14 protein-coding genes and 1 pseudogene are annotated in these 19221 nt (G+C 65.0%); 11 read left to right on the top strand and 4 right to left on the bottom strand.

What is annotated here, in order from left to right:
• Positions 1-303 precede the first annotated feature (303 nt).
• Positions 304-674: pseudogene (locus G8O24_RS23030) on the bottom strand (nuclear transport factor 2 family protein).
• 151 nt (positions 675-825) lie between these two features.
• On the opposite strand from G8O24_RS23030, the gene guaA reads away from it, so the two are divergent.
• Positions 826-2424, top strand: a complete 1599-nt coding sequence (guaA, locus tag G8O24_RS23025) for a glutamine-hydrolyzing GMP synthase (protein WP_188103291.1) — start codon at positions 826-828, stop codon at positions 2422-2424.
• 182 nt (positions 2425-2606) lie between these two features.
• On the opposite strand, the gene G8O24_RS23020 is transcribed toward guaA, so the two are convergent.
• Both G8O24_RS23020 and G8O24_RS23015 read right to left on the bottom strand, forming a co-directional pair.
• Positions 2607-3647, bottom strand: a complete 1041-nt coding sequence (locus tag G8O24_RS23020; protein ID WP_188103289.1) for a Bug family tripartite tricarboxylate transporter substrate binding protein — start codon at positions 3645-3647, stop codon at positions 2607-2609.
• Between the two features lie 211 nt (positions 3648-3858).
• A complete protein-coding gene (locus G8O24_RS23015; protein ID WP_188103304.1) occupies positions 3859-4830 on the bottom strand; it encodes a LysR family transcriptional regulator in 972 nt (323 codons plus the stop codon).
• Between the two features lie 164 nt (positions 4831-4994).
• On the opposite strand from G8O24_RS23015, the gene G8O24_RS23010 reads away from it, so the two are divergent.
• The 10 genes from G8O24_RS23010 (at position 4995) to G8O24_RS22965 (ending at position 18045) form a co-directional block, all read left to right on the top strand.
• Positions 4995-5615: a UbiX family flavin prenyltransferase gene (locus G8O24_RS23010; RefSeq protein ID WP_188103287.1), complete on the top strand. Its 621-nt coding sequence runs from the start codon at positions 4995-4997 to the stop codon at positions 5613-5615.
• 29 nt (positions 5616-5644) lie between these two features.
• Positions 5645-7066 (top strand): UbiD family decarboxylase, encoded by a 1422-nt coding sequence (locus G8O24_RS23005; RefSeq protein ID WP_188103286.1) that lies wholly within the window; start codon positions 5645-5647, stop codon positions 7064-7066.
• Between the two features lie 124 nt (positions 7067-7190).
• Positions 7191-8030: a helix-turn-helix transcriptional regulator gene (locus G8O24_RS23000; RefSeq protein ID WP_188103284.1), complete on the top strand. Its 840-nt coding sequence runs from the start codon at positions 7191-7193 to the stop codon at positions 8028-8030.
• A 143-nt stretch (positions 8031-8173) separates the two neighbouring features.
• Complete coding sequence (locus tag G8O24_RS22995; RefSeq protein ID WP_188103282.1) at positions 8174-11176, top strand: xanthine dehydrogenase family protein molybdopterin-binding subunit; 3003 nt, start codon at positions 8174-8176, stop codon at positions 11174-11176.
• Positions 11173-11988 (top strand): FAD binding domain-containing protein, encoded by an 816-nt coding sequence (locus G8O24_RS22990; protein WP_188103280.1) that lies wholly within the window; start codon positions 11173-11175, stop codon positions 11986-11988. The genes G8O24_RS22995 and G8O24_RS22990 overlap by 4 nt, the downstream gene beginning before the upstream one ends.
• Complete coding sequence (locus G8O24_RS22985) at positions 11985-12503, top strand: (2Fe-2S)-binding protein (protein WP_188103278.1); 519 nt, start codon at positions 11985-11987, stop codon at positions 12501-12503. The genes G8O24_RS22990 and G8O24_RS22985 overlap by 4 nt, the downstream gene beginning before the upstream one ends.
• The gene (locus G8O24_RS22980; protein WP_188103276.1) at positions 12496-14040 is read left to right on the top strand and encodes an AMP-binding protein; all 1545 of its coding nucleotides are present in this window, start codon (positions 12496-12498) and stop codon (positions 14038-14040) included. The genes G8O24_RS22985 and G8O24_RS22980 overlap by 8 nt, the downstream gene beginning before the upstream one ends.
• A gap of 31 nt (positions 14041-14071) precedes the next feature.
• Positions 14072-14878, top strand: coding sequence for an enoyl-CoA hydratase/isomerase family protein (locus tag G8O24_RS22975; protein ID WP_188103274.1), 807 nt, complete (start codon positions 14072-14074; stop codon positions 14876-14878).
• A gap of 77 nt (positions 14879-14955) precedes the next feature.
• On the top strand, positions 14956-16287 hold the full coding sequence (locus tag G8O24_RS22970; RefSeq protein ID WP_188103272.1) for an MFS transporter: 1332 nt from the start codon (positions 14956-14958) through the stop codon (positions 16285-16287).
• Between the two features lie 63 nt (positions 16288-16350).
• Positions 16351-18045 carry a GMC family oxidoreductase gene (locus G8O24_RS22965; protein ID WP_188103270.1) on the top strand — a complete coding sequence of 565 codons (1695 nt, stop codon included), beginning with the start codon at positions 16351-16353 and terminating at the stop codon, positions 18043-18045.
• 196 nt (positions 18046-18241) lie between these two features.
• Here G8O24_RS22965 and G8O24_RS22960 read toward each other — a convergent pair whose 3' ends face one another.
• Positions 18242-19201 carry a LysR family transcriptional regulator gene (locus G8O24_RS22960; protein WP_188103268.1) on the bottom strand — a complete coding sequence of 320 codons (960 nt, stop codon included), beginning with the start codon at positions 19199-19201 and terminating at the stop codon, positions 18242-18244.
• Positions 19202-19221: the final 20 nt, after the last annotated feature.

Raw genomic sequence — 19221 nt, 5'->3', positions numbered from 1 at the left:
TCAACGCCGTCGTCGCCCGCGGAACTCCCTGGCTGGCCGAGGTGCCTCAACTCGCCAAGCTGCCCGCCCTCTGACCCGCGTTTCTTTGTTCGATCAGGCGACCGTTTCTTCGTCCCGACCTGCCGCCTCAACGACGCCGCGCGCAGCGGCCGTCAAGGCTGGCCGTCGCTCATATCTCTCCTCACATCCGCTGTCCCCAGGCCACGCCTTGACGGCCGAAAGCGCGGCGTCATGCTCAACGGCAATCGGGGCGGCGCTTTAATGGTTGCTACGAGAGCTGCGCTCGCCATGAAGACAGCGACGTCAATGCGGCAGATGGTTCGCCGAGCCCTGCATGATCAGCCCCGCATCATTCACCCGCAGATATTCGCAGATCTTCTTGCCCCGCTCGTTCTCGTAGAACACCACCACGCTATCCGGGCTGACGAAGACATCGATTAGCGAGAAGTGCAGCTCCGGCAGCAGGACGAGCGCCTTGCTCCAATAGGCGCGAAGTGCGTCCTTGCCGTGCACGGTGCCGCTGGCATCGAACCCATTGCCGGGATGCGGTCCGAGGTCATCACGGCGGCCTCGTCATAGAGGCTGAGCACGCGTTCGAGATCGCGCGCGTTCCACGCCTCGACCCAGATGCGGCCGAGCGCGGCAAGCTGTGACGGCTGGTGATGCTGGGACATGGATATTCTCCCTGATCGGCCCCTTGTTGCGGAGTAGGGCAAATTAGGTCAATAATACTTACCTATATTCATTTGTCCATGCCCAAAGAAGCATGTGGGCGCGCGCGAGCGCGGAGTTGCGGGCCGGGCGCGGCCAGCGTATCTGCTTGCCATGACAGCAGCACAGAACGACCGCTCCGCGTCGACGCCCTCGGTGGCCTCGGCGCACGACAAGATTCTCATCGTCGATTTCGGCAGCCAGGTGACGCAGCTGATCGCGCGTCGCGTGCGCGAGGACGGCGTCTATTGCGAGATCGTCCCGTTCAACAAGGCCGAACAAGCCTTCAAGGAGATGAAGCCCAAAGCGGTGATTCTCTCCGGCGGCCCTGAATCGGTCCACGAGGCCGGCTCGCCCCGCGCCCCGCAAGTAATCTTCGCCTCCGGCGTGCCCGTGATGGGCATCTGCTACGGCCAGATGACCATGGCGGCGCAGTTAGGCGGCGAGGTCGAGGGCGGCCATCACCGCGAATTCGGCCGCGCCGATGTCGAGGTCAAGGCCGACAGCAAGCTATTCGAGGACGTCTGGTTGTCGGGCAGCAAGAACCAGGTCTGGATGAGCCATGGCGACCGCATCACCAAGATGCCGCCGGGCTTCTCGGTCGCCGGCACCTCGCCGAACGCGCCGTTCGCGATCATCCAGGACGAGAAGCGCAAATATTACGGCCTGATGTTCCACCCCGAAGTGGTGCACACGCCCGACGGCGCGAAACTCATCCGCAATTTCGTCCGCAAGATCGCCGGCCTCACCGGTGACTGGACCATGCGCGCCTTCCGCGAGGAGGAGATCGCAAAAATCCGCGCGCAGGTCGGCAAGGGCCGGGTGATCTGCGGTCTCTCCGGCGGCGTCGATTCCGCCGTCGCAGCCGTGCTGATTCATGAGGCCATCGGCGACCAGCTGACGTGTGTTTTCGTGGATCACGGATTGATGCGCCTCAACGAGGCCGAGCAGGTCGTCGACCTCTTCCGCCACCACTACAACATCCCGCTCGTGCACGTGGATGCGTCAAAACAGTTCTTGGGCGAGCTCGAAGGCGTCACCGACCCCGAAACCAAGCGCAAGACCATCGGCCGCCTCTTCATCGAGGTGTTCGAGCAGGAAGCCAAGAAGATCGGCGGCGCCGACTTCCTGGCGCAAGGCACGCTCTATCCCGACGTGATCGAGAGCGTCTCCTTCACCGGCGGCCCCTCGGTGACGATCAAGTCGCACCACAATGTCGGCGGCCTGCCCGAGCGCATGAACATGAAGCTCGTCGAGCCCCTGCGCGAGCTGTTCAAGGATGAGGTGCGCAAGTTAGGGCGCGAGCTCGGCCTTCCCGAAATCTTCGTCGGCCGCCACCCGTTCCCAGGCCCGGGCCTTGCCATCCGCTGCCCCGGCGAGATCACCCGCGACAAGCTCGACATCCTGCGCAAGGCCGATGCCGTCTACATCGACCAGATCCGCAAGCACGGCCTCTACGACGAGATCTGGCAGGCTTTTGCCGTGCTGCTCCCGGTCAAGACGGTGGGCGTCATGGGCGACGGCCGCACCTACGACTACGTCGTAGGCCTGCGCGCCGTCACCTCCACCGACGGCATGACCGCGGACTTCTACCAGTTCGACATGAAGTTTTTGGGCGAGACGGCGACGCGCATCATCAACGAGGTGAAGGGCGTGAACCGGGTGGTGTATGATGTGACGAGCAAACCGCCGGGGACGATTGAGTGGGAGTAGTGTAAGCGGCGGCTGTCGCGCAATTTTGCGTGGTTTGATGCGAGCGTCTCACTTACTCTATCCGAGCGTTGACCCACTTAACCTCGATCGGTGCTTGAATTCCACGTGCTTCCGCGGGCGGAGTATTGTGGCGCACTATTGCGCGCAGAACAGCCAGAGCCACGGGAGGCGAAGCTTCGGGGTCACATAGGCTCGATGCCGATCTTCTTGATGATCCCGGCCCATTTCGTGGTCTCGGATGTCATGAAATCCCTCAGGCCCTGTGGGTCCATCAGCAACGGCTCGGCGCCCTGCTCGACGAAAAGGGCGCGCACCCTCGGATCATCAACGGCTTCGACCATCGTCTTGTAGAGCTTGTCGACAACGGTCTTCTCGGTATTGGCCGGCGCGAGCAGGGCGAGCCAGGCCGCGCTCTCGTAGTTTTTCAGGCCGGCCTCGGCCGCGGTCGGCACGTCAGGCAGCGCGGTCATGCGCTTGTCGCTGGCGACGGCGAGCGGGCGCGCATCGCCGCTGCTGATCAGGCTGATGACGTTGGGTAGCAGCTGGAAGCCGAGCGGAACCTGGCCCGCAATGAAGTCCGGCGTGTAGGCGGCGATGTTGCGATAGGGCACGTGGGTGATCTCGGTGCCCGTGAGCTGCTCGAAATAGGCGGCCGCCAGATGCTGCGACGAGCCGACGCCGACGGTGCCGTAGTTCAGCTCCCGCGGATGCGCCTTGGCATAGTCGATCAGCTCGTTCAGCGATTTCGGCGGCAGCCGCGAATTGATCACGATCACATTCGGCAGCGTCGCGAACAGGCCGATCGGGGCGAGGTCCTTCTGCGGATCGTAGGGTAGCTCCTTGTGGAGCGACTTGTTCGCGGCCAGCGGACCGGATGTGCTCATCAGCAGCGTATAGCCGTCCGGCGCCGCGTGCGCGGCGGCCGCCGTCCCGATATTGCCGCCGGCACCGGGACGATTGTCGACCACAAAGGCCTGCCCCAGTGACGTAGACATGCGGTTGAGCAGGATGCGCGTGATGACGTCGCTGGCGCTGCCGCCGGCAAAGGGCACGAGCACCTGGACCGGGCGGCTGGGATAGTCTTGCGCTTGGACAGGACTAAGTCCGGCGGCGGCGAGCGCCGCGCCCGCGCCGAGGGACAGAAGGGATCTGCGGTCGGGACGAAATCCCTCACCCTGCTGCTGCATGCCGTCCGTGATTTCTCTGCCACCGAACTTTGTCATCTCGGACTGAATCTCCCGCCTGTGTCTTGTCCGCGAGCCCAGGGAGCATCCGGGACAACAGCCGTCGGGGATCAGCGCTAGGTCGCGATTTTCTAGGCCTGGATCGTAGTGAGCAGGCCAGTGCGACCGTCATGCTGGGTCGTCTCAGAACTTACCAATGCGTCTCATTCTGCGGCGGGCGCGACATCTTGTCCGCGCAGAAATCCTGCATTCAGAAGATCGCTTTCCGCCGCGGCGCCCGGCGCAGCTTGCGGAACGGCGGACGCGAATCTGTCGAGGCGGGCTCAACGAATTCTCTCGCCACGGCGGCGGCCTGCGCGAGATCATGGCTGATGACATCAAGCACGGCCTTCGCCGCCACCGATACCGCGCGCCGGGGATGATGCACCCATGCGATCGAGCGAACGATCCGCTGTTCGTCGAAGCGATGCGCCCGGATGGCGCCGCTTGCCAGCGATTGTCGAAGCGCGATGGTCGGCAGCACCGTGGCGAAATCGGTGGTCGCGATCACGTCGCAAAGCGCGGGCAGGGTGTCGAGCTCGAGCCGCGGCCTCAGATCGATTCCGACGGCGGCCGCCTGTTCGTCCAGGATCAGCCGCAGGCCGTGCCGCTTGGAGGGCAGCACGAGGTCGAAGCCCGCGATGTGGTCGAAGCGCAGCTTTGCCGGCAGCCGGAGCGCGCTGTCCTTACGGCAGGCGAACACCATCTCCTCGTCCATGATGTGGTGCGCGGCAAGCGACGTTTTTCGGCGTGGCACGTTGATCAGCGCGAGGTCGAGTTGTCCGGTGTTGACCCAGTCCACCAGCGTTTCGGTGTAGCCCTCGCAGGCCGACAGCGTGATCTCGGGATAGCGGCTGGCGACCGTCGCTGAGGAGCTTGCCATGGTGCTCTGCGCGACCGATGTGATGAGGCCGACCGAGACGCGGCCCGAGATGCGTCCGCCGAGCTGGGCCATCTCCTGCCGGGCGTATTCGGCATCGCGTAGGATCGGCGCGGTCAGCCGCACCAGCGCCTCGCCGGCGCTGGTCAGCGTCATGCCCTGGACGCTGCGGTCGAACAGTTTCTGGCCGAGCTCCGCCTCGAGCTTGGCGATCTGCATGCTCAGCGCCGGCTGCACGATGTTGAGCTGGCGCGCGGCGCGGGTGACGTTCTTTTCCTCGGCCAGGCACAGGAAATATTGCATCTGCCTGAGTTCCACTGGGTCCGTCCCTCGTTCGTCGACCGTGCGTGTAGCCATCATCCCAGATGATGAATGATATAATCAATCATTATTTGTGGTGATGGATCGGATTGCCTAATCTCTCCTTGGGCTGCGCAAGGACGCGCCCAGGGAGCGAAATCAGACCTATGCAGGATGCTGCACCCAAGCGGATGATCATCGGCATTTCCGGCGCCTCCGGCGTCACCTATGGCGTGCGGCTGCTGCAGCTGCTGCGCAATGCCGGCGTCGAGACCCATCTGGTGATGTCCAAGACGGCCGAGCTCACCTTTGCCTATGAGACCGATTTGAAGATTGCGGAGGTGAGGGCGCTCGCCAATGTCTGTCATGCGATCGACGACATGGCGTCCGCCATCTCCAGCGGCTCGTTCCGCACCGCCGGCATGATCGTGGCGCCGTGCTCGATGCGCTCGATGTCCGAGATCGCCTCGGGCGCGACCACGACGCTGCTGACGCGCGCCGCCGATGTCGTGCTCAAGGAGCGCCGCCGCCTGGTGTTGATGGTGCGTGAGACGCCGCTGCACACCGGGCACCTCCGGACGATGACGGCCTTGTCCGAGATGGGCGCGATCATCGCGCCGCCCGTGCCTGCCTTCTATGCCAAGCCTGAAAGTCTCGACGACATGGTCGAGCACACCGTCGGCCGCGTGCTCGACCTCTACGACATCGATATCGGCGTGGTGCGCCGCTGGGGCAAGGACGAGGCGCTCAAGCGCCGCTCGCCGTCGCTCCGCAAGATCGCGCCCTGATCTGAAGATTCCTAGGAAAGACCAGTTACATGCAAATGAAAAATCCCGCGAGGCGAGTGGCAAATGCGCCGGCCGATCTGCGCGCCTGGCTCGCTTATCTCGCCGAACGCGGCAAGCTCGCCATCGCGCGCGAGGGCATTGCGCTGGCCGACGAACTGGCCGCGGTCGCCAAGCGGCTGGAGCGCGACAGTGCCGTGCTGTTTCCGCGTCCTGATGGCCATGCCATTCCCGTCGTTGCCAATCTCTTCGCTGGCCGCGACTGGGTCGCCGAATCCATCGGCGTCACCGAGGATCAGTTGCTGCCGCGCTTCCTGGCGGCTGCGAGCCATCCGTTGCCGACGCATGAGGTCGCGAGCGGGCCGGTGCAGGAGGTCGTCCACGAGGATGTGGATCTGCTCCGCCAGTTGCCAGTGCCCAAGCACAATGAGCGCGACAGCGGGCCCTATATCACGGCCGGTCTGTTGATCGCCCGCAATCCCAAGACGGGCGTGCAGAACGTCTCGATCCACCGCTGCCAGATATCCAGCAAGAACCGCATCGGTGTGCTGCTGCTGCCGCGGCACACGTTCTCCTACTATCGCCTGGCCGAGGAGCTTGGCCAGGCTCTGGAGATCGCGATCGTGATCGGCGCGCATCCGGCGCTGATGCTGGCCTCGCAGGCGATCGCCGCGCTCGACGAGGACGAGATGGCGATCGCGGGCGCGCTGCTCGGCACGCCGGTCGATGTCGTGAAGTGCCGCACCAATTCGGTCCGCGTTCCTGCGCATGCGGAGATCGTGATCGAAGGCCGGATTCTCCAGAGCGTGCGCGAGCCGGAAGGACCGTTCGGCGAATTCCCCCAATATTACGGCCCGCGCGCCAATCGCGAGGTGATCGAGGTCGATGCGATCACGCATCGCAAGGCGCCGATCTTCCACACCATCGTCGGCGGCGGTTTTGAGCATCTGATCCTCGGCGGTGTGCCGCGCGAGGCGACACTGCTGCAGCATCTGCGCCGCAGTTTTCCGGGTGTGCTCGACGTTCGCCTGACGCGCGGTGGCGTCTGCCGCTATCATCTCGCGATCAAGATCGACAAGGCCAACGACGGCGAGCCCAAGAACATCATGATGTCCGCCTTCGGCGCGCATTACGACATCAAGCAGGTGATCGTGGTGGACAAGGACGTCGACATCTCCTCGTCCGATGAGATCGAATGGGCGGTGGCGACGCGCTTCCAGGCCGACCGCGACCTCATGGTCGTATCGGGCGCGCTCGGCTCGAAGCTCGATCCGACCACGGACAACGGCATCGGCGCCAAGATGGGCCTCGATGCGACCGCGCCGGTCAGCGCGCCCGAGCTCGCCTTCAAGCGCATTCGGGTGAAGGGCGAGGAGGAGGTCGATCTCGTCACGGCGTTGCAGGCCGATCCCGGCGCCGCGGTGGCGCGGTTGCTTGCGGAGGCGCGCCCATGAGCCGATTGCGGCGAGAAGGCAACTTGCGTCCCTTCGCGCGGTTGGAATATGTAGCTGACGCTGCCTATATTGCCGCGCCGACAAGCCAACCATTTTGCAGCGCAATGCCGGGAGGAAGGAACTGATGTCGACGGCCCTGCGCATCGCTCATGGCGCTTTCGGCAGGGTTGCTCTGCTCGACATGGACCGTCCGCTGGTCCGCCACGCCCATCATCACTGCCACGTCCTGCTCAAGGTCGAAGGCGCCGACACGCACTTCATGGTCGGTGACCAGGTCACGCCGCTGACCGATACGGCGGCGGTGCTCGTCGACGGCTGGAAGCCGCATGCTTATGTGCACGACGCCAATCGTCCACGCACGCTGATTATGGCGCTCTACATCGAGCCGGAATGGCTGAAGGAGTTCCGGCCGGGATGGGCCGCGAGCGGCGCGCCCGGATTTTTCGAGCGGCCCTCGGGCGAGGTGTCGCCGCGCATCCGCCAGCTCACGCTGCATCTGGCGGCCGAGATGATGGCCAATCCGGACGCGGTGCGGACGCACGAGCAGACGCTGTCGGACCTGATGATCGCGGTAATCGAGCGCTTCACGCCATGGCGCAGCTTTCCGAGATCGATCCGCGGCATGAGCGCGGTGAACTGCGACTGGCGGATCAGGCGCGCGATGGATGCGATGCGGGTGCAGGATTCCTACACCAATGTCGACCAGTTCGTGAAGGGTGCCGGCCTGTCGCGCGCGCAGTTCTTCCGCCTGTTCGACGCATCGCTCGGCGTCTCGCCGAAGATCTATCTCAATGTCGTGCGCATGGAGCGCGCGCTGGAAGCGGTGATGCGCGAGGAGACGCCGCTCGGCGAGCTCAGCGAGCGTTTTGGTTTTCCGGAGCCGGCGCATTTCACGCGCTTCTTCCGCGATCATGCCGGCGTCAGCCCGCGCGAATTCCGCAACGTCTCGCGTCTCGCGGGTTGATGCTCGCGGATTGATGCTGCGCTGCACGCTCTCGAATGAGACGTTTTGGTAAGTCGTGAGAGCCGGCGGTATGGCTCCTGCACCCCCTGTCCTGACAACTGTCGCCGTCGCGTCAAAGAGCGCGTCGGGAGGTATGCCGGGACATGTTGCAGGCGGTCACATCCGCAAATCCGGGACGGGGCGACGCGCCCTGGGTCGGACGCTCGATCGAACGCGTCGAGGACGCTGCGCTGCTCTCCGGCCGCGGCCGCTTCATTGACGATCTCGGCGTCCAGCCCGGCACACTGCATGCGACCATCCTGCGCTCGCCGCACGCCCATGCCGACATTCTCTCGATCGACGTTGAAGCCGCAAAGCGCCTGCCGGGCGTTGCCGCGGTTCTGACCGGCGGCGACGTCAAGGCCGTCACCACGAGTCTCGTGGTCGGCGTGAAAGCGCCGGTCGAGTGCTGGCCCATTGCGATGGATCGTGTGCGCTATGTCGGCGAGCCCGTCGCCGTGGTGGTCGCGACCGATCGCGCGCGTGCGGAAGACGCGGCCGAGCTGATCAATGTCGAGTATCGTCCGCGCGGTGCCGTCGTCGATCCACTTGGCGCGATCTCGCCGGGTGCGCCGGTGCTGCACGACGGCTTTCCCGGCAATCTCGCCAGCGATCGCGCCTTCCGCTATGGCGATCCCGAAAAGGCCTTTGCGGACGCGCCGCATCGCTTCTCGATCGACATCCGCTATCCCCGCAATTCCTGCACGCCGATCGAAACATACGGCGTCGTCGCCTCGCACGATGCCGGCGAAGATGCCTATGAAGTTCTGGCCAATTTCCAGGGCCCGTTCAGCATCCACACGGTGATTGCGCGTGCGCTGAAGGTGCCGGGCAACCGGCTGCGGTTACGCACGCCGCCGGATTCCGGCGGCAGCTTCGGCGTCAAGCAGGGCGTATTTCCCTACATCGTGCTGATCGCGGCGGCTGCGCGCGTCACGGGCCGGCCGGTGAAATGGATCGAGGACCGGCTCGAGCATCTCACCGCCTCGGTGTCGGCCACCAACCGCGCGACGACTTTGTCGGCGGCGGTGGCAAGCGACGGAAGGATCCTCGCACTCGACTGGGACCAGGTCGAGGATTGCGGTGCGCATCTGCGGGCGCCGGAGCCGGCGACGCTCTATCGCATGCACGGCAATCTGACCGGCGCCTACGACATCCATCACGTCAAGATTCGCAACCGCGTCGTCGTCACCAACAAGACGCCGACCGGTCTCAACCGCGGTTTTGGCGGCCCGCAGGTTTATTTCGCGCTGGAACGGCTGGTGCAGCGCATCGCGATCGGCTTGGCTCTCGATCCACTCGAAATCATCAAGCGCAATCTGATCGATGCCGACGCGTTTCCCTATCGCACCGCCACCGGTGCCTTGCTCGATTCCGGCAACTACCAGGAAGCCGTCGCGCGCGCAGTCGAGCAAGGCAGGCTCGCGGAGCTGAAGGCGAAGCGCGATGACGTGCGGGCGCGGGGGGGGCTCTATGGTATCGGGTTCACGGCCGTGGTCGAGCCCAGCGTCTCCAACATGGGTTACATCACCACCGTGCTGACGGCGGCCGAGCGCCGCAAGGCAGGTCCCAAGAACGGCGCGCAGGCGACCGCGACCGTCGGTCTCGATCCGGTCGGCAGCGTCACGGTTCATGTCGCCTCGGTGCCGCAAGGGCAGGGACATCGCACCGTGCTGTCACAGGTGGTCGCCGACGTCTTTGGCCTTCAGCCCAAGGACATTCGGGTCAACACCGAGATCGACACCGCCAAGGACGCCTGGTCGATCGCGTCTGGCAATTACGCCAGCCGCTTTGCCGCCGCGGTGGCGGGCACGGCCAAGATCGCCGCCGAGCGTGTCGCCAGTCGTCTCGTGCGTATCGCGGCGAGCCAGCTCAATGTCGAAGCCGCCGACATCGTCTTTGCAAAAGGCTTTGTCGCCTCGAAGCACAATCCGGAGAACCGGATCGCGTTCTCGCGCGTCGCCGCGCTCAGTCATTGGTCGCCGGGCTCGCTCCCTGATGATGCCGGCCAGACCATCCGCGAGACCGTGTTCTGGACGCCGCCGGAATTGACGCCGCCCGACGACGACGACCGCATCAACTCCTCGCTCTGTCACGGTTTCATCTTCGACTTCTGCGGCGTGGAGATCGATCCGACCACGCTCGAGACGCGGATCGATCGCTACGTCACCATGCACGATTGCGGCACCATTTTGCATCCCGGCATGGTCAACGGCCAAATCCGTGGCGGTTTTACGCAGGCGCTCGGGGCCGCGCTGCTCGAAGAGTATGCCTATGCCGAGGACGGCAGCTTTCTGACCGGAACGCTGGCCGACTATTTGCTACCGACCACCACGGAGGTGCCGGAGCCCGAGATCTTCCACATGGAGACGCCGTCGCCGTTCACGCCGCTCGGCGCGAAGGGCGTTGGCGAGGGCAATTGCATGTCGACGCCCGTGTGCCTCGCCAATGCCGTCGCCGATGCGCTCGGCGTGGCCGACCTCACGTTGCCGCTGGCGCCGGCACGTCTCGCTGAACTCGTGCGCGGCGCCGAGCGGCTGCCGCCGGCCGGTCGTGCCACGATCGCGCCCGCGCGCGAAGGTGACCGGTGGCTGCGAGGCGAAGGGCAGGCCTCGCTGAAGGGCGCGCCCGAGCAGGTCTGGGCCATGCTGCTCGATCCCGACACGCTGCAATCGGTCATTCCCGGCTGCCAGCGCGTTGACAAGGTCACGGATACGCATTTCCGAGCCGACGTCACGCTCGGCATCGGTCCCGTCAGCGGCCGCTACCGTGCCGATGTCGAGCTGTTCGACCTCGATCCGCCGCGCGCGGTTACCCTGCGCGGGGGCGCCACCGGCGCGCTCGGGTTTGGTAACGCCGAGGGACGGATCACGCTGGCCCCCGACGGCAACGGCGGCACGAAACTCACCTACAGCTACGACGCCGCGATCGGCGGCAAGGTCGCCAGCATCGGCGGCCGTCTGCTCGATGGCGCGACACGCGTGATCATCGGCCAGTTCGTCACCGCGCTCGCCCGCAAGGCCGGCGGCGGGAGTGCAGAGGGCGGCGGCTTCTCGCTGTTTGCCGTGCTGGCGAAGGTGGCCAGCCTGTTCGGGGGGCGCCGATGAAGCCGCCCGCCTTCGACTATCTCCGCGCAGAAACCGTTGGCGACGTCCTCGAAGGCCTCGCGCAGCAGGGCGGCGATGCCCGCGTGCTCGCGGGCGGGCAATCGCTGATGGCGATGCTCAACATGCGCCTCGCCAAGCCAAAGCTGCTGATCGACATCATGCGGCTGAACGAGCTCCGCCAGATCGAGCGCAAGGGCGATGCAGTCGTCATCGGCGCCGGCGTGCGTCAGGCCGATCTCTTGGCCTGGCCCCAGCTCGGCGAAACACTGCCGCTGGTCGCGCTGGCGCTGCCCTGGGTCGGTCACGTGCAGACCCGCAGCCGCGGCACCATCTGCGGCTCGCTCGCCCATGCCGATCCCAGCGCCGAGATGCCGCTGGCGCTGGTCGCGCTGGGCGGCGAGGTGCTGCTCCGTAGCGCCAGGCGCCGCCGCCGGGTAGCGGCAAGAGACTTCTTCGCCGGCATGATGCTGACCGCGCGTGCCGACGACGAACTGATCGAAGGCATTTCGTTGCCTGTCGTCAAGGGATCGCGCGTTGCCTTCCGCGAGGTCGCACGCCGCCACGGCGATTTCGCCATCGTCGCCTGCGCTGCAATGAAGACGCCAACGGGCGTGCGTCTCGCTGTCGGCGGCGTCGCCGACGTCCCGACCGCGCGCGACTGGCCCGTTCTTGATGGCTGCGCGCTCGACGATGCCCTCAACGCCTTCGCCTACGAGCTCGTCGCGCGCGACGACGTCCACGCCACCGCGCGCTATCGCCGCGACCTTGTCCGCATGATCGGACGCGACCTGATCGACGAGGTGCTGCAATGACCCGTCTCAAGGCCGATCAGCGCCATTCCGTGCGCTTCACGCTCAACGGCAAGCCGGTCGAGGCGCAGGCCGAGCCGCGCATGCTGCTGTCCGATTTCCTGCGGCACCAATTGGGCGCGACCGGTACCCATGTCGGCTGCGAGCACGGCGTCTGCGGCGCCTGCACCATCGTCGTCGACGGGATGTTGACGCGGTCCTGCCTGACGCTCGCCGCGCAGGTCGACGGTTGCGAACTCAGGACGGTCGAGGGGCTCGCGCCCTCGGCCGACAGGCTCGGCGTGCTGCAACAGGCGTTCCGCCGCAACCACGCGCTCCAATGCGGCTTCTGCACCGCCGGCATCCTGATGTCGCTCGACCACTATCTCGCGAAAAATCCAACGCCGACCGAGGCGGATATCCGCGATCTCCTCAGCGGCCATATCTGCCGCTGCACTGGCTACACCCCGATCATCCAGGCGGCGCTGGAAGCCGCCGCCCAGCTTGCTTCACCTCAAAAAGAGACGTCAGATGCTTGATCTCGCCAGCAGCTTCATGGCCAGCGCCGCGCGCGATCCGAACGCGATTGCCCTGGTCGACGGCGACCTCCGCCTGACCTATCGGCAATGGTACGACAAGATTTCCGCGCTGGTGGCCTCGTTCGACCGCCTCGGCCTCAAGCCCGGCGACCATGTCGTGACGCTGCTGCAGAACCGTTGGGAAGCCGCGACCCTGCACTGGGCCTGCCAGTTCGCGGGGCTCGTGATTACGCCGATCAACTGGCGCGCCAAGGCCGACGAGCTCGATTACTGCATCGAGAACGCCGAGGCACGCGCTGTGTTCTATCAGGATATCTCTGCCGAGGCGGTGCAGGGCTCAGCGCTCTCGGGCAGGCCGCTGCGGGTGTCCGTCGATCCCGGGATCGGCGATGCAACGGGCTTTGCCGATCTGCTCAAGGACGGCGCGCCGGATGCCGAGCCGCGCGTCGGCGCCGATGCCTGGTCGATCATGCTCTACACGTCGGGGACGACCTCGCGCCCAAAAGGCGTGCCGCGTCGGCACCGCGCCGAACGCGCTGCGGCGATCGCCCACGTCGCCCAGAATCTCTACGGCCGCGGCGAGCGCACGCTCGGCGTGATGCCGCTCTATCACACCATGGGCGTCCGCTCGCTGCTGGCGATGTCGCTGATCGGCGGCACCTTCATCTGCCTGCCGCGCTATGACAGCCGACAGGCGCTCGCGCTGATCGCGAAGGAAGAGATCACCAACCTCTATCTGGTGCCGACCCTCTATCACGACCTCGTCCATCACGAGGCCTTTGCCAGGACCGACGTCTCCAGCGTGCGCAAGCTCGGCTTTGCCGGAGCCTCGATGACCGATGGCCTGTTGAAGAAGCTGAACGAGGCATTCAAGCCGGAGCTGTTCGTCAACCATTACGGCAGCTCCGAGATCTACACGTTTACGATCGACCAGAACGCCGCCGCCAAGCCGGGCTCGGCCGGCAAGGCGGGACTGAATCAGCACGTCAAGGTCGTGCGCATTGCTGCGAAGTCGGTGGCCGAGCTTGCCGCAGTCGGCGAGGAGGGCGAGATCATCGCGACGCTCGCGGGCGACGAAGCCTTCGAAGGCTACTGGCGGCGGCCCGAGGCCGACGCAAAGTCGCTGCGCGAGGGCTGGTATTTTACCGGTGACACCGGCTTCGTCGATCCGGACGGTGATTTGTTCGTCACCGGCCGCGTCGACGACATGATCATCACCGGCGGCGAAAACGTCTCGCCAGTCGAGATCGAGAGCTGCCTGTCGCTGCATCCCGCGGTCGACGAAGTTGCGGTGGTCGGCGTTGCCGACGAGAAGTGGGGCAAGGTCGTCGCCGCCTTCGTCAAGCGCAACCGCGCCGTTTCCGACGTCGAGCTCGAGCAATTCTGCCGCACTTCGGGTCTTGCCAATTTCAAGCGGCCGCGCCGCTACGTTTTCGTCGACGCGATCCCGAAATCGCCGGTCGGCAAGCTGCTGCGGCGACTGCTCGTCGCCGGAGAATACGCGGCCGAGCGTCTCCCGCCATCGGACGAGGCCTGATCGTCACACCCATCAACAGAAGGAAGCCGAAATGCCGTCAGCCTATGTGTTTACCGATCCGCGATTAGCAAAACTCGACGGGTTCAAGGTCGAGATCGACGAGGCGCATGAGCACGCCGACATCATTCTGGGCCGTCCGCCCTATAACGTCGTGGCGATGCCGCAGCGCGACCAGCTGCGGCTGACCTTCGAGACGCTGGACGAGGATCCGCGCGTTCGCGTCATCGTGGTGCGCGGTGAGGGCGAGCACTTCTCCAGCGGCGGCAATATCGGCGGCTTCATGGAGGCGAGCCCCGAGCACGTCTCCAAGCTCGCTTGGAACATCGCGGCGCCGGCGCGCTGCGCCAAGCCCGTGGTCGTCGCCAACCGCGGCTATTGCTTCGGCGTCGGCTTCGAACTGTCGCTGGCCTGCGACTTCCGCATCGCATCCGAGACCACCCAATACGCGCTGCCGGAGCAGAAGCTCGGCCAGATCCCGGGCTCGGGCGGCTCGGCACGCCTGCAGAAGATGGTCGGGATCACCCGCACCAAGGACATCGTGATGCGCTCCAAGCGCATCTCGGCCAAGCAGGCTTACGAGTGGGGCATCGCGACCGAATGCGTGCCGGACGCCGAGCTTGAGAAGGCGACTGCCAGGCTGGTCGACGAACTCCGTACCTTCTCGCCACTGGCGCAGCGCACCGCCAAGAAGCTGCTCAACGACACCGAGGATTCGCCGCTGGCCATCGCCATCGAGCTCGAGGGTCATTGCTACAGCCGCCTGCGCCAGTCGGAAGACTTCAAGGAGGGCGTCGAGGCCTTCAACGCCAAGCGTCCGCCGAAGTTCACCGGCCGCTGAGACGTGACGCAAACGCAATGACGCGGTTCGCAATGACGCGGACCGCGGCACCATTCAAACGGGGGAGGTAAAACAACATGGCTGAGATGGATATGCTGGTCGCGGGTGCGGAGGCATCGGCCGACAACAAGCAGATGGTCAATGCGATTATCGCATCGGTGCTCGGATGGGCACTCGATCTGTTCGATTTGTTCATTCTGCTCTACGTGGCGCCGGTCGTAGGTGCGCTGTTCTTTCCGTCGAGCAATGCGGCGCTGTCGCTTGCCGCGGTCTACGGCTCCTTCGCGGTGACGCTGCTGATGCGGCCGCTCGGCTCGGCAGTGTTCGGGCATTATGCCGACGTGCACGGCCGCAAGCAGGCCATGCTCGTCGCCATCGTCGGCGTCGGCCTCAGCACGGCGGCGTTCGGCCTGCTGCCGACCATCGCGCAGGTCGGCGTGATCGCGCCGATCGTGTTCCTGATGCTGCGCCTGGTGCAGGGCATCTTCGTCGGCGGCGTCGTGGCGTCCACCCACACGATCGGCACCGAGTCGGTGCCGCCGCACTGGCGCGGCGCGATGTCGGGCCTGGTCGGCGGCGGCGGCGCCGGCATCGGTGCGCTGCTCGCGTCCTTCATCTTCCTGATCACCTCGTCGGTCTTCCCCGGCGATGCCTTCGCGGTGTGGGGCTGGCGCTTCATGTTCTTCTCAGGCCTGTTGAGCTCGCTGCTCGGCTGGTTCATTTTCCGCAACCTCGAGGAATCCCCGTACTTCAAGGAACTCAAGCGCGAACAGGGCAACGAGCAGGCGAAGGTCTCGAAGGCGCCGGTCAAGGACGTGTTCTCCGGAGAATATCGCGGCGTGCTGCTGGTCAATCTGCTGATCACCTTCGGCGGCGGCGCCGGCTATTACCTGACCTCGGGCTACCTGCCGAGCTTCCTGAAGGTCATCAACGCGGTCCCGAACCAGACCTCGTCGCTGATCCTGATGGGTGCAAGCGTCTCGGCGTTCTTCTCGGCCGTGCTCATCGGCGCACTGAGCGATCGCATTGGCCGCAAGAAGACGTTCCTGCTGATCGGCGCGCTAGCGACGGTGCTGCTGCCGCTCTGCTATCTCAATCTCGCAGCGACAACCGACATGACGCAGATCACGCTCTATGCGCTCGCCATCGCCTTCATCGGCAATGCCGGCTACGCGCCGGTGCTGATCTTCCTCAACGAGCGTTTCCCGACCGCGCTGCGCGCGAGCGGCACCGGGCTGTCCTGGAACATCGGCTTTGCGCTGGGCGGCATGATGCCGACCTTCGTCTCGCTGGTGAGCGCCAGCCCGGCGCAGATTCCGATGTCGCTGGCCACCTTCGCGGTCGGCGTCTTCGTGATCTACCTGATCGGCGCAGTTGTGATCCCCGAGACCAAGGGCAACTTCCGCTGAGCCCAGCGCCGGCGCGGCTGCCTAGCCGCTGCGCCGGCGCGCTCAACGCGCAACGAGACTGAAATGGATGAGCTGCATTTCGACGATGTGATCGTCGGCGGCGGGTCGGCGGGTTGCGTGCTCGCCAAAAGGCTTTCCGTGGACGGACGCCGTCGCGTGCTTCTGATCGAAGCCGGGATGGACACGCCGCCTGAGGCGACGCCGCCGGAAATCCTCGACAGCTATCCGATGCCGCTGTTCTTCGGCGACAAGTACATCTGGCCGGGCTTGTCGGCAACGGCGGGCCGCAACGCCGAGGGCAGGCCGGTCGTCCGCGCCTATGAGCAGGGGCGGGTGATGGGCGGCGGCTCCAGCATCAACGTGCAGTCGGCTAATCGGGGCCTGCCGCGCGACTATGATGAATGGCGCGACCTCGGCGCACGCGGTTGGGGCTGGGCGGACGTGCTGCCATATTTCCTCAAGCTCGAGACCGATCTGGATTTCGACGGCCCGCTCCACGGCAGAAGCGGCCCGATCCCGATCCGCCGCATCGCGCGCGAGGCGATGCCAGCGTTCGGGCGCGCGGTGGGCGAGGCCTTGTCGGCGACCGGCCTGCCGTTCCGGAAGGACCAGAACGCCGAGTTTGAAGACGGCATCTTTCCGCCGGCTTTCTCCAACCGCAACGACCGGCGCGTCTCCACGGCCGCCGGCTATCTCGACGCGGCAACGCGCGCGCGGCCGAACCTGACCGTCTGGGCCGACAGTGAAGTCGAGCGGCTCGAGCTTGATGGTCGTCGCACAACGGGCGTGGTGGTTGTGCGTGGCAGTCGGAAGCTCAGGGTTGGCGCCGGCCGGGTGATCCTCACGGCCGGCGCGCTGCAATCGCCGGCGATCCTGATGCGAGCGGGCATTGGCCCCGGGGCTGCGCTGCAAGCGCTCGGCATTCCCGTGGCGATCGATCGGCCTGGCGTCGGCAGCAATCTGCGCGATCATCCCGCGCTGACCTTCTGCCAGTATCTGCCGCGCTCACTGCGGCTGCCGCTGGCCTGGCGGCGTCCAAATTTCGCGGCGATGCGTTTCTCGTCAGGACATCTTGGCTGCGATCGCTCCGATATGTACATCACGGCCTCGGCCCGCGGCGGCTGGCATGCGCTGGGCACGCGGCTCGGGCTCTATTTCCTCTGGTGCAACCGGCCGTATTCGAGCGGATCGCTGAAGTTGGCGACGGCCGATCCCAAGACTTTTCCGGTTTTCGATTTCAACCTGTTGTCCGATCCGCGTGATCTCGAACGGATGATTGCGTCCGTCCGCCTGCTTGCGAGCCTGGTCGTCCATCCCGCGGTCAATCCTGAGGCCGGTGACTTCTTCCCGGCCTCGTATTCCCCGCGCATCAAGCGGCTGAGCCGGTATGGCACGGTCAATCGCATCGTCGCATCCATCCTTGGGCCGATGCTCGACGTGCCTGCGGTTCTCCGGCAACTCCTGATCCGGCTGGTGCTGCTCAACGGCACCGCCTTCCGGGCGACGCTGGCGGACGACCGTGCCCTTGAAGCCTTCGTGCGGCAGAGCGTGTTCGGCGTCTGGCACCCCGTGGGAACATGCCGCATGGGCGATTCCGCCGACCCCATGGCGGTGGTCGACCCCGAGGGCAGGGTGATCGGCAGCGACAATATTTTCGTGGCGGATGCCTCGATCATGCCGCGGTTGCCGACGGCCAATACCAACATCCCCGTGATCATGGCGGCCGAGAAGATCAGCGATGCGCTTTTGTCAAGTTAAGCTTTGTGATGCCCCGACCATGGTAAACCGGACTATCAATGGGTTGTGGGCCAGTGACCGCTGACGGTACTGGCTGACAGTCGGCCAAAGCCCAAGAGGGGTCCGTCTCGGCTCAATGTGCGTCTATGTTCGTCGACTGATATCATAGTGCTGAAAGCATACGCACGGAAGCATCTCGAGTTCGATCCGCTGGTCCTCACTTCTTGTCGAGGGGACGCGTCAGCAAAGTCTCGAATCGCTTGAAGAACTGCGACCTCACGACGTCTTTGTTCCAACTGAGATGCAAATTGAGCGTCGGACTGTTCTTCACGCGGACGACTGAGATTGGCAGGCCCGAAGCTTCGGCGACAGAGAACTCGTCGACCAAGGCTATTCCGACCCCGTTCGCGACTAGGCTAATGGCGGTCTCGATATGGCGGACAACAAAGTCGATGCGCGCAGTAAGCTGGTCCTTCTCGAATAATTGCGAAACCATCGCACCATGCGGCGTGGCGGCTTCGAAGGCTATCAGTGGCTCGCGGGCAAGATCACGCACCGTGACTTCTTTCTTCCTGGCGAAGTCGTGTCTCTGCGGCACCACCGCGACGATTCCCCCCTTGCTGATTGGCTTGCAGGTGACGAGCGGATGCCTGACCGGAAAGACCGACACGACGCACTCGCCGCGTTGAAACAGCAGATAGTCGATAATCTGGTCGATGAGCAAAACGTCGACTTGGAAGTTGAGCTGAGGAAGGACAGCGCGCATCTGAGCGACGGCGCGCGGCACAAGGCACCGACCTGGACTGCCGGTGCATCCCAGTCGGAATAGGCCCCCGTCGCCTTTAGTTAAACGGTCCACTGCCTCGCCGAGCTCGTCTAGCTGACGATAGACACGTCCCACCAAGTTGAGCAGCACACCGGCCTCGTTGGTCGGGATGAGCCTGCCTCGCGTACGCTCGAACAGCTTGAAGCCGAGTACGTCTTCAGTCCTTTTCACGACGCGCGACAGGCCTGGTTGAGATACATGAAGCATCTGCGACGCGCCGTTAATCGAGCCGGACAGCATGACCGCCCGGAAAACTTCGATCTGGCGCAGGCTCAATTTGCGCCGATCGCCGGCTCCATCCCTGACTTCCAGATCCGGTGACGAAAGGATGGATTCGGGTTGGATTTGCATCTGGCCGCCTTATGCCCTGA

The organism is Bradyrhizobium campsiandrae (genome assembly GCF_014529705.1).
In the GTDB taxonomy this organism is placed as follows: domain Bacteria; phylum Pseudomonadota; class Alphaproteobacteria; order Rhizobiales; family Xanthobacteraceae; genus Bradyrhizobium; species Bradyrhizobium campsiandrae.
Note: the sequence above shows the minus strand (reverse complement) of the source record. Positions and strands in the feature narration are given on the sequence as shown.

Excerpts from the sequence above, each read along its gene's own strand:
- guaA (WP_188103291.1), top strand. The coding sequence starts at position 826 with ATGACAGCAGCACAGAACGACCGCTCCGCGTCGACGCCCTCGGTGGCC.
- G8O24_RS23020 (WP_188103289.1), bottom strand. The coding sequence starts at position 3,647 with ATGACAAAGTTCGGTGGCAGAGAAATCACGGACGGCATGCAGCAGCAG.
- G8O24_RS23015 (WP_188103304.1), bottom strand. The coding sequence starts at position 4,830 with ATGCAATATTTCCTGTGCCTGGCCGAGGAAAAGAACGTCACCCGCGCC.
- G8O24_RS23010 (WP_188103287.1), top strand. The coding sequence starts at position 4,995 with ATGCAGGATGCTGCACCCAAGCGGATGATCATCGGCATTTCCGGCGCC.
- G8O24_RS23005 (WP_188103286.1), top strand. The coding sequence starts at position 5,645 with ATGCAAATGAAAAATCCCGCGAGGCGAGTGGCAAATGCGCCGGCCGAT.
- G8O24_RS23000 (WP_188103284.1), top strand. The coding sequence starts at position 7,191 with ATGTCGACGGCCCTGCGCATCGCTCATGGCGCTTTCGGCAGGGTTGCT.
- G8O24_RS22995 (WP_188103282.1), top strand. The coding sequence starts at position 8,174 with ATGTTGCAGGCGGTCACATCCGCAAATCCGGGACGGGGCGACGCGCCC.
- G8O24_RS22990 (WP_188103280.1), top strand. The coding sequence starts at position 11,173 with ATGAAGCCGCCCGCCTTCGACTATCTCCGCGCAGAAACCGTTGGCGAC.
- G8O24_RS22985 (WP_188103278.1), top strand. The coding sequence starts at position 11,985 with ATGACCCGTCTCAAGGCCGATCAGCGCCATTCCGTGCGCTTCACGCTC.
- G8O24_RS22980 (WP_188103276.1), top strand. The coding sequence starts at position 12,496 with ATGCTTGATCTCGCCAGCAGCTTCATGGCCAGCGCCGCGCGCGATCCG.
- G8O24_RS22975 (WP_188103274.1), top strand. The coding sequence starts at position 14,072 with ATGCCGTCAGCCTATGTGTTTACCGATCCGCGATTAGCAAAACTCGAC.
- G8O24_RS22970 (WP_188103272.1), top strand. The coding sequence starts at position 14,956 with ATGGCTGAGATGGATATGCTGGTCGCGGGTGCGGAGGCATCGGCCGAC.
- G8O24_RS22965 (WP_188103270.1), top strand. The coding sequence starts at position 16,351 with ATGGATGAGCTGCATTTCGACGATGTGATCGTCGGCGGCGGGTCGGCG.
- G8O24_RS22960 (WP_188103268.1), bottom strand. The coding sequence starts at position 19,201 with ATGCAAATCCAACCCGAATCCATCCTTTCGTCACCGGATCTGGAAGTC.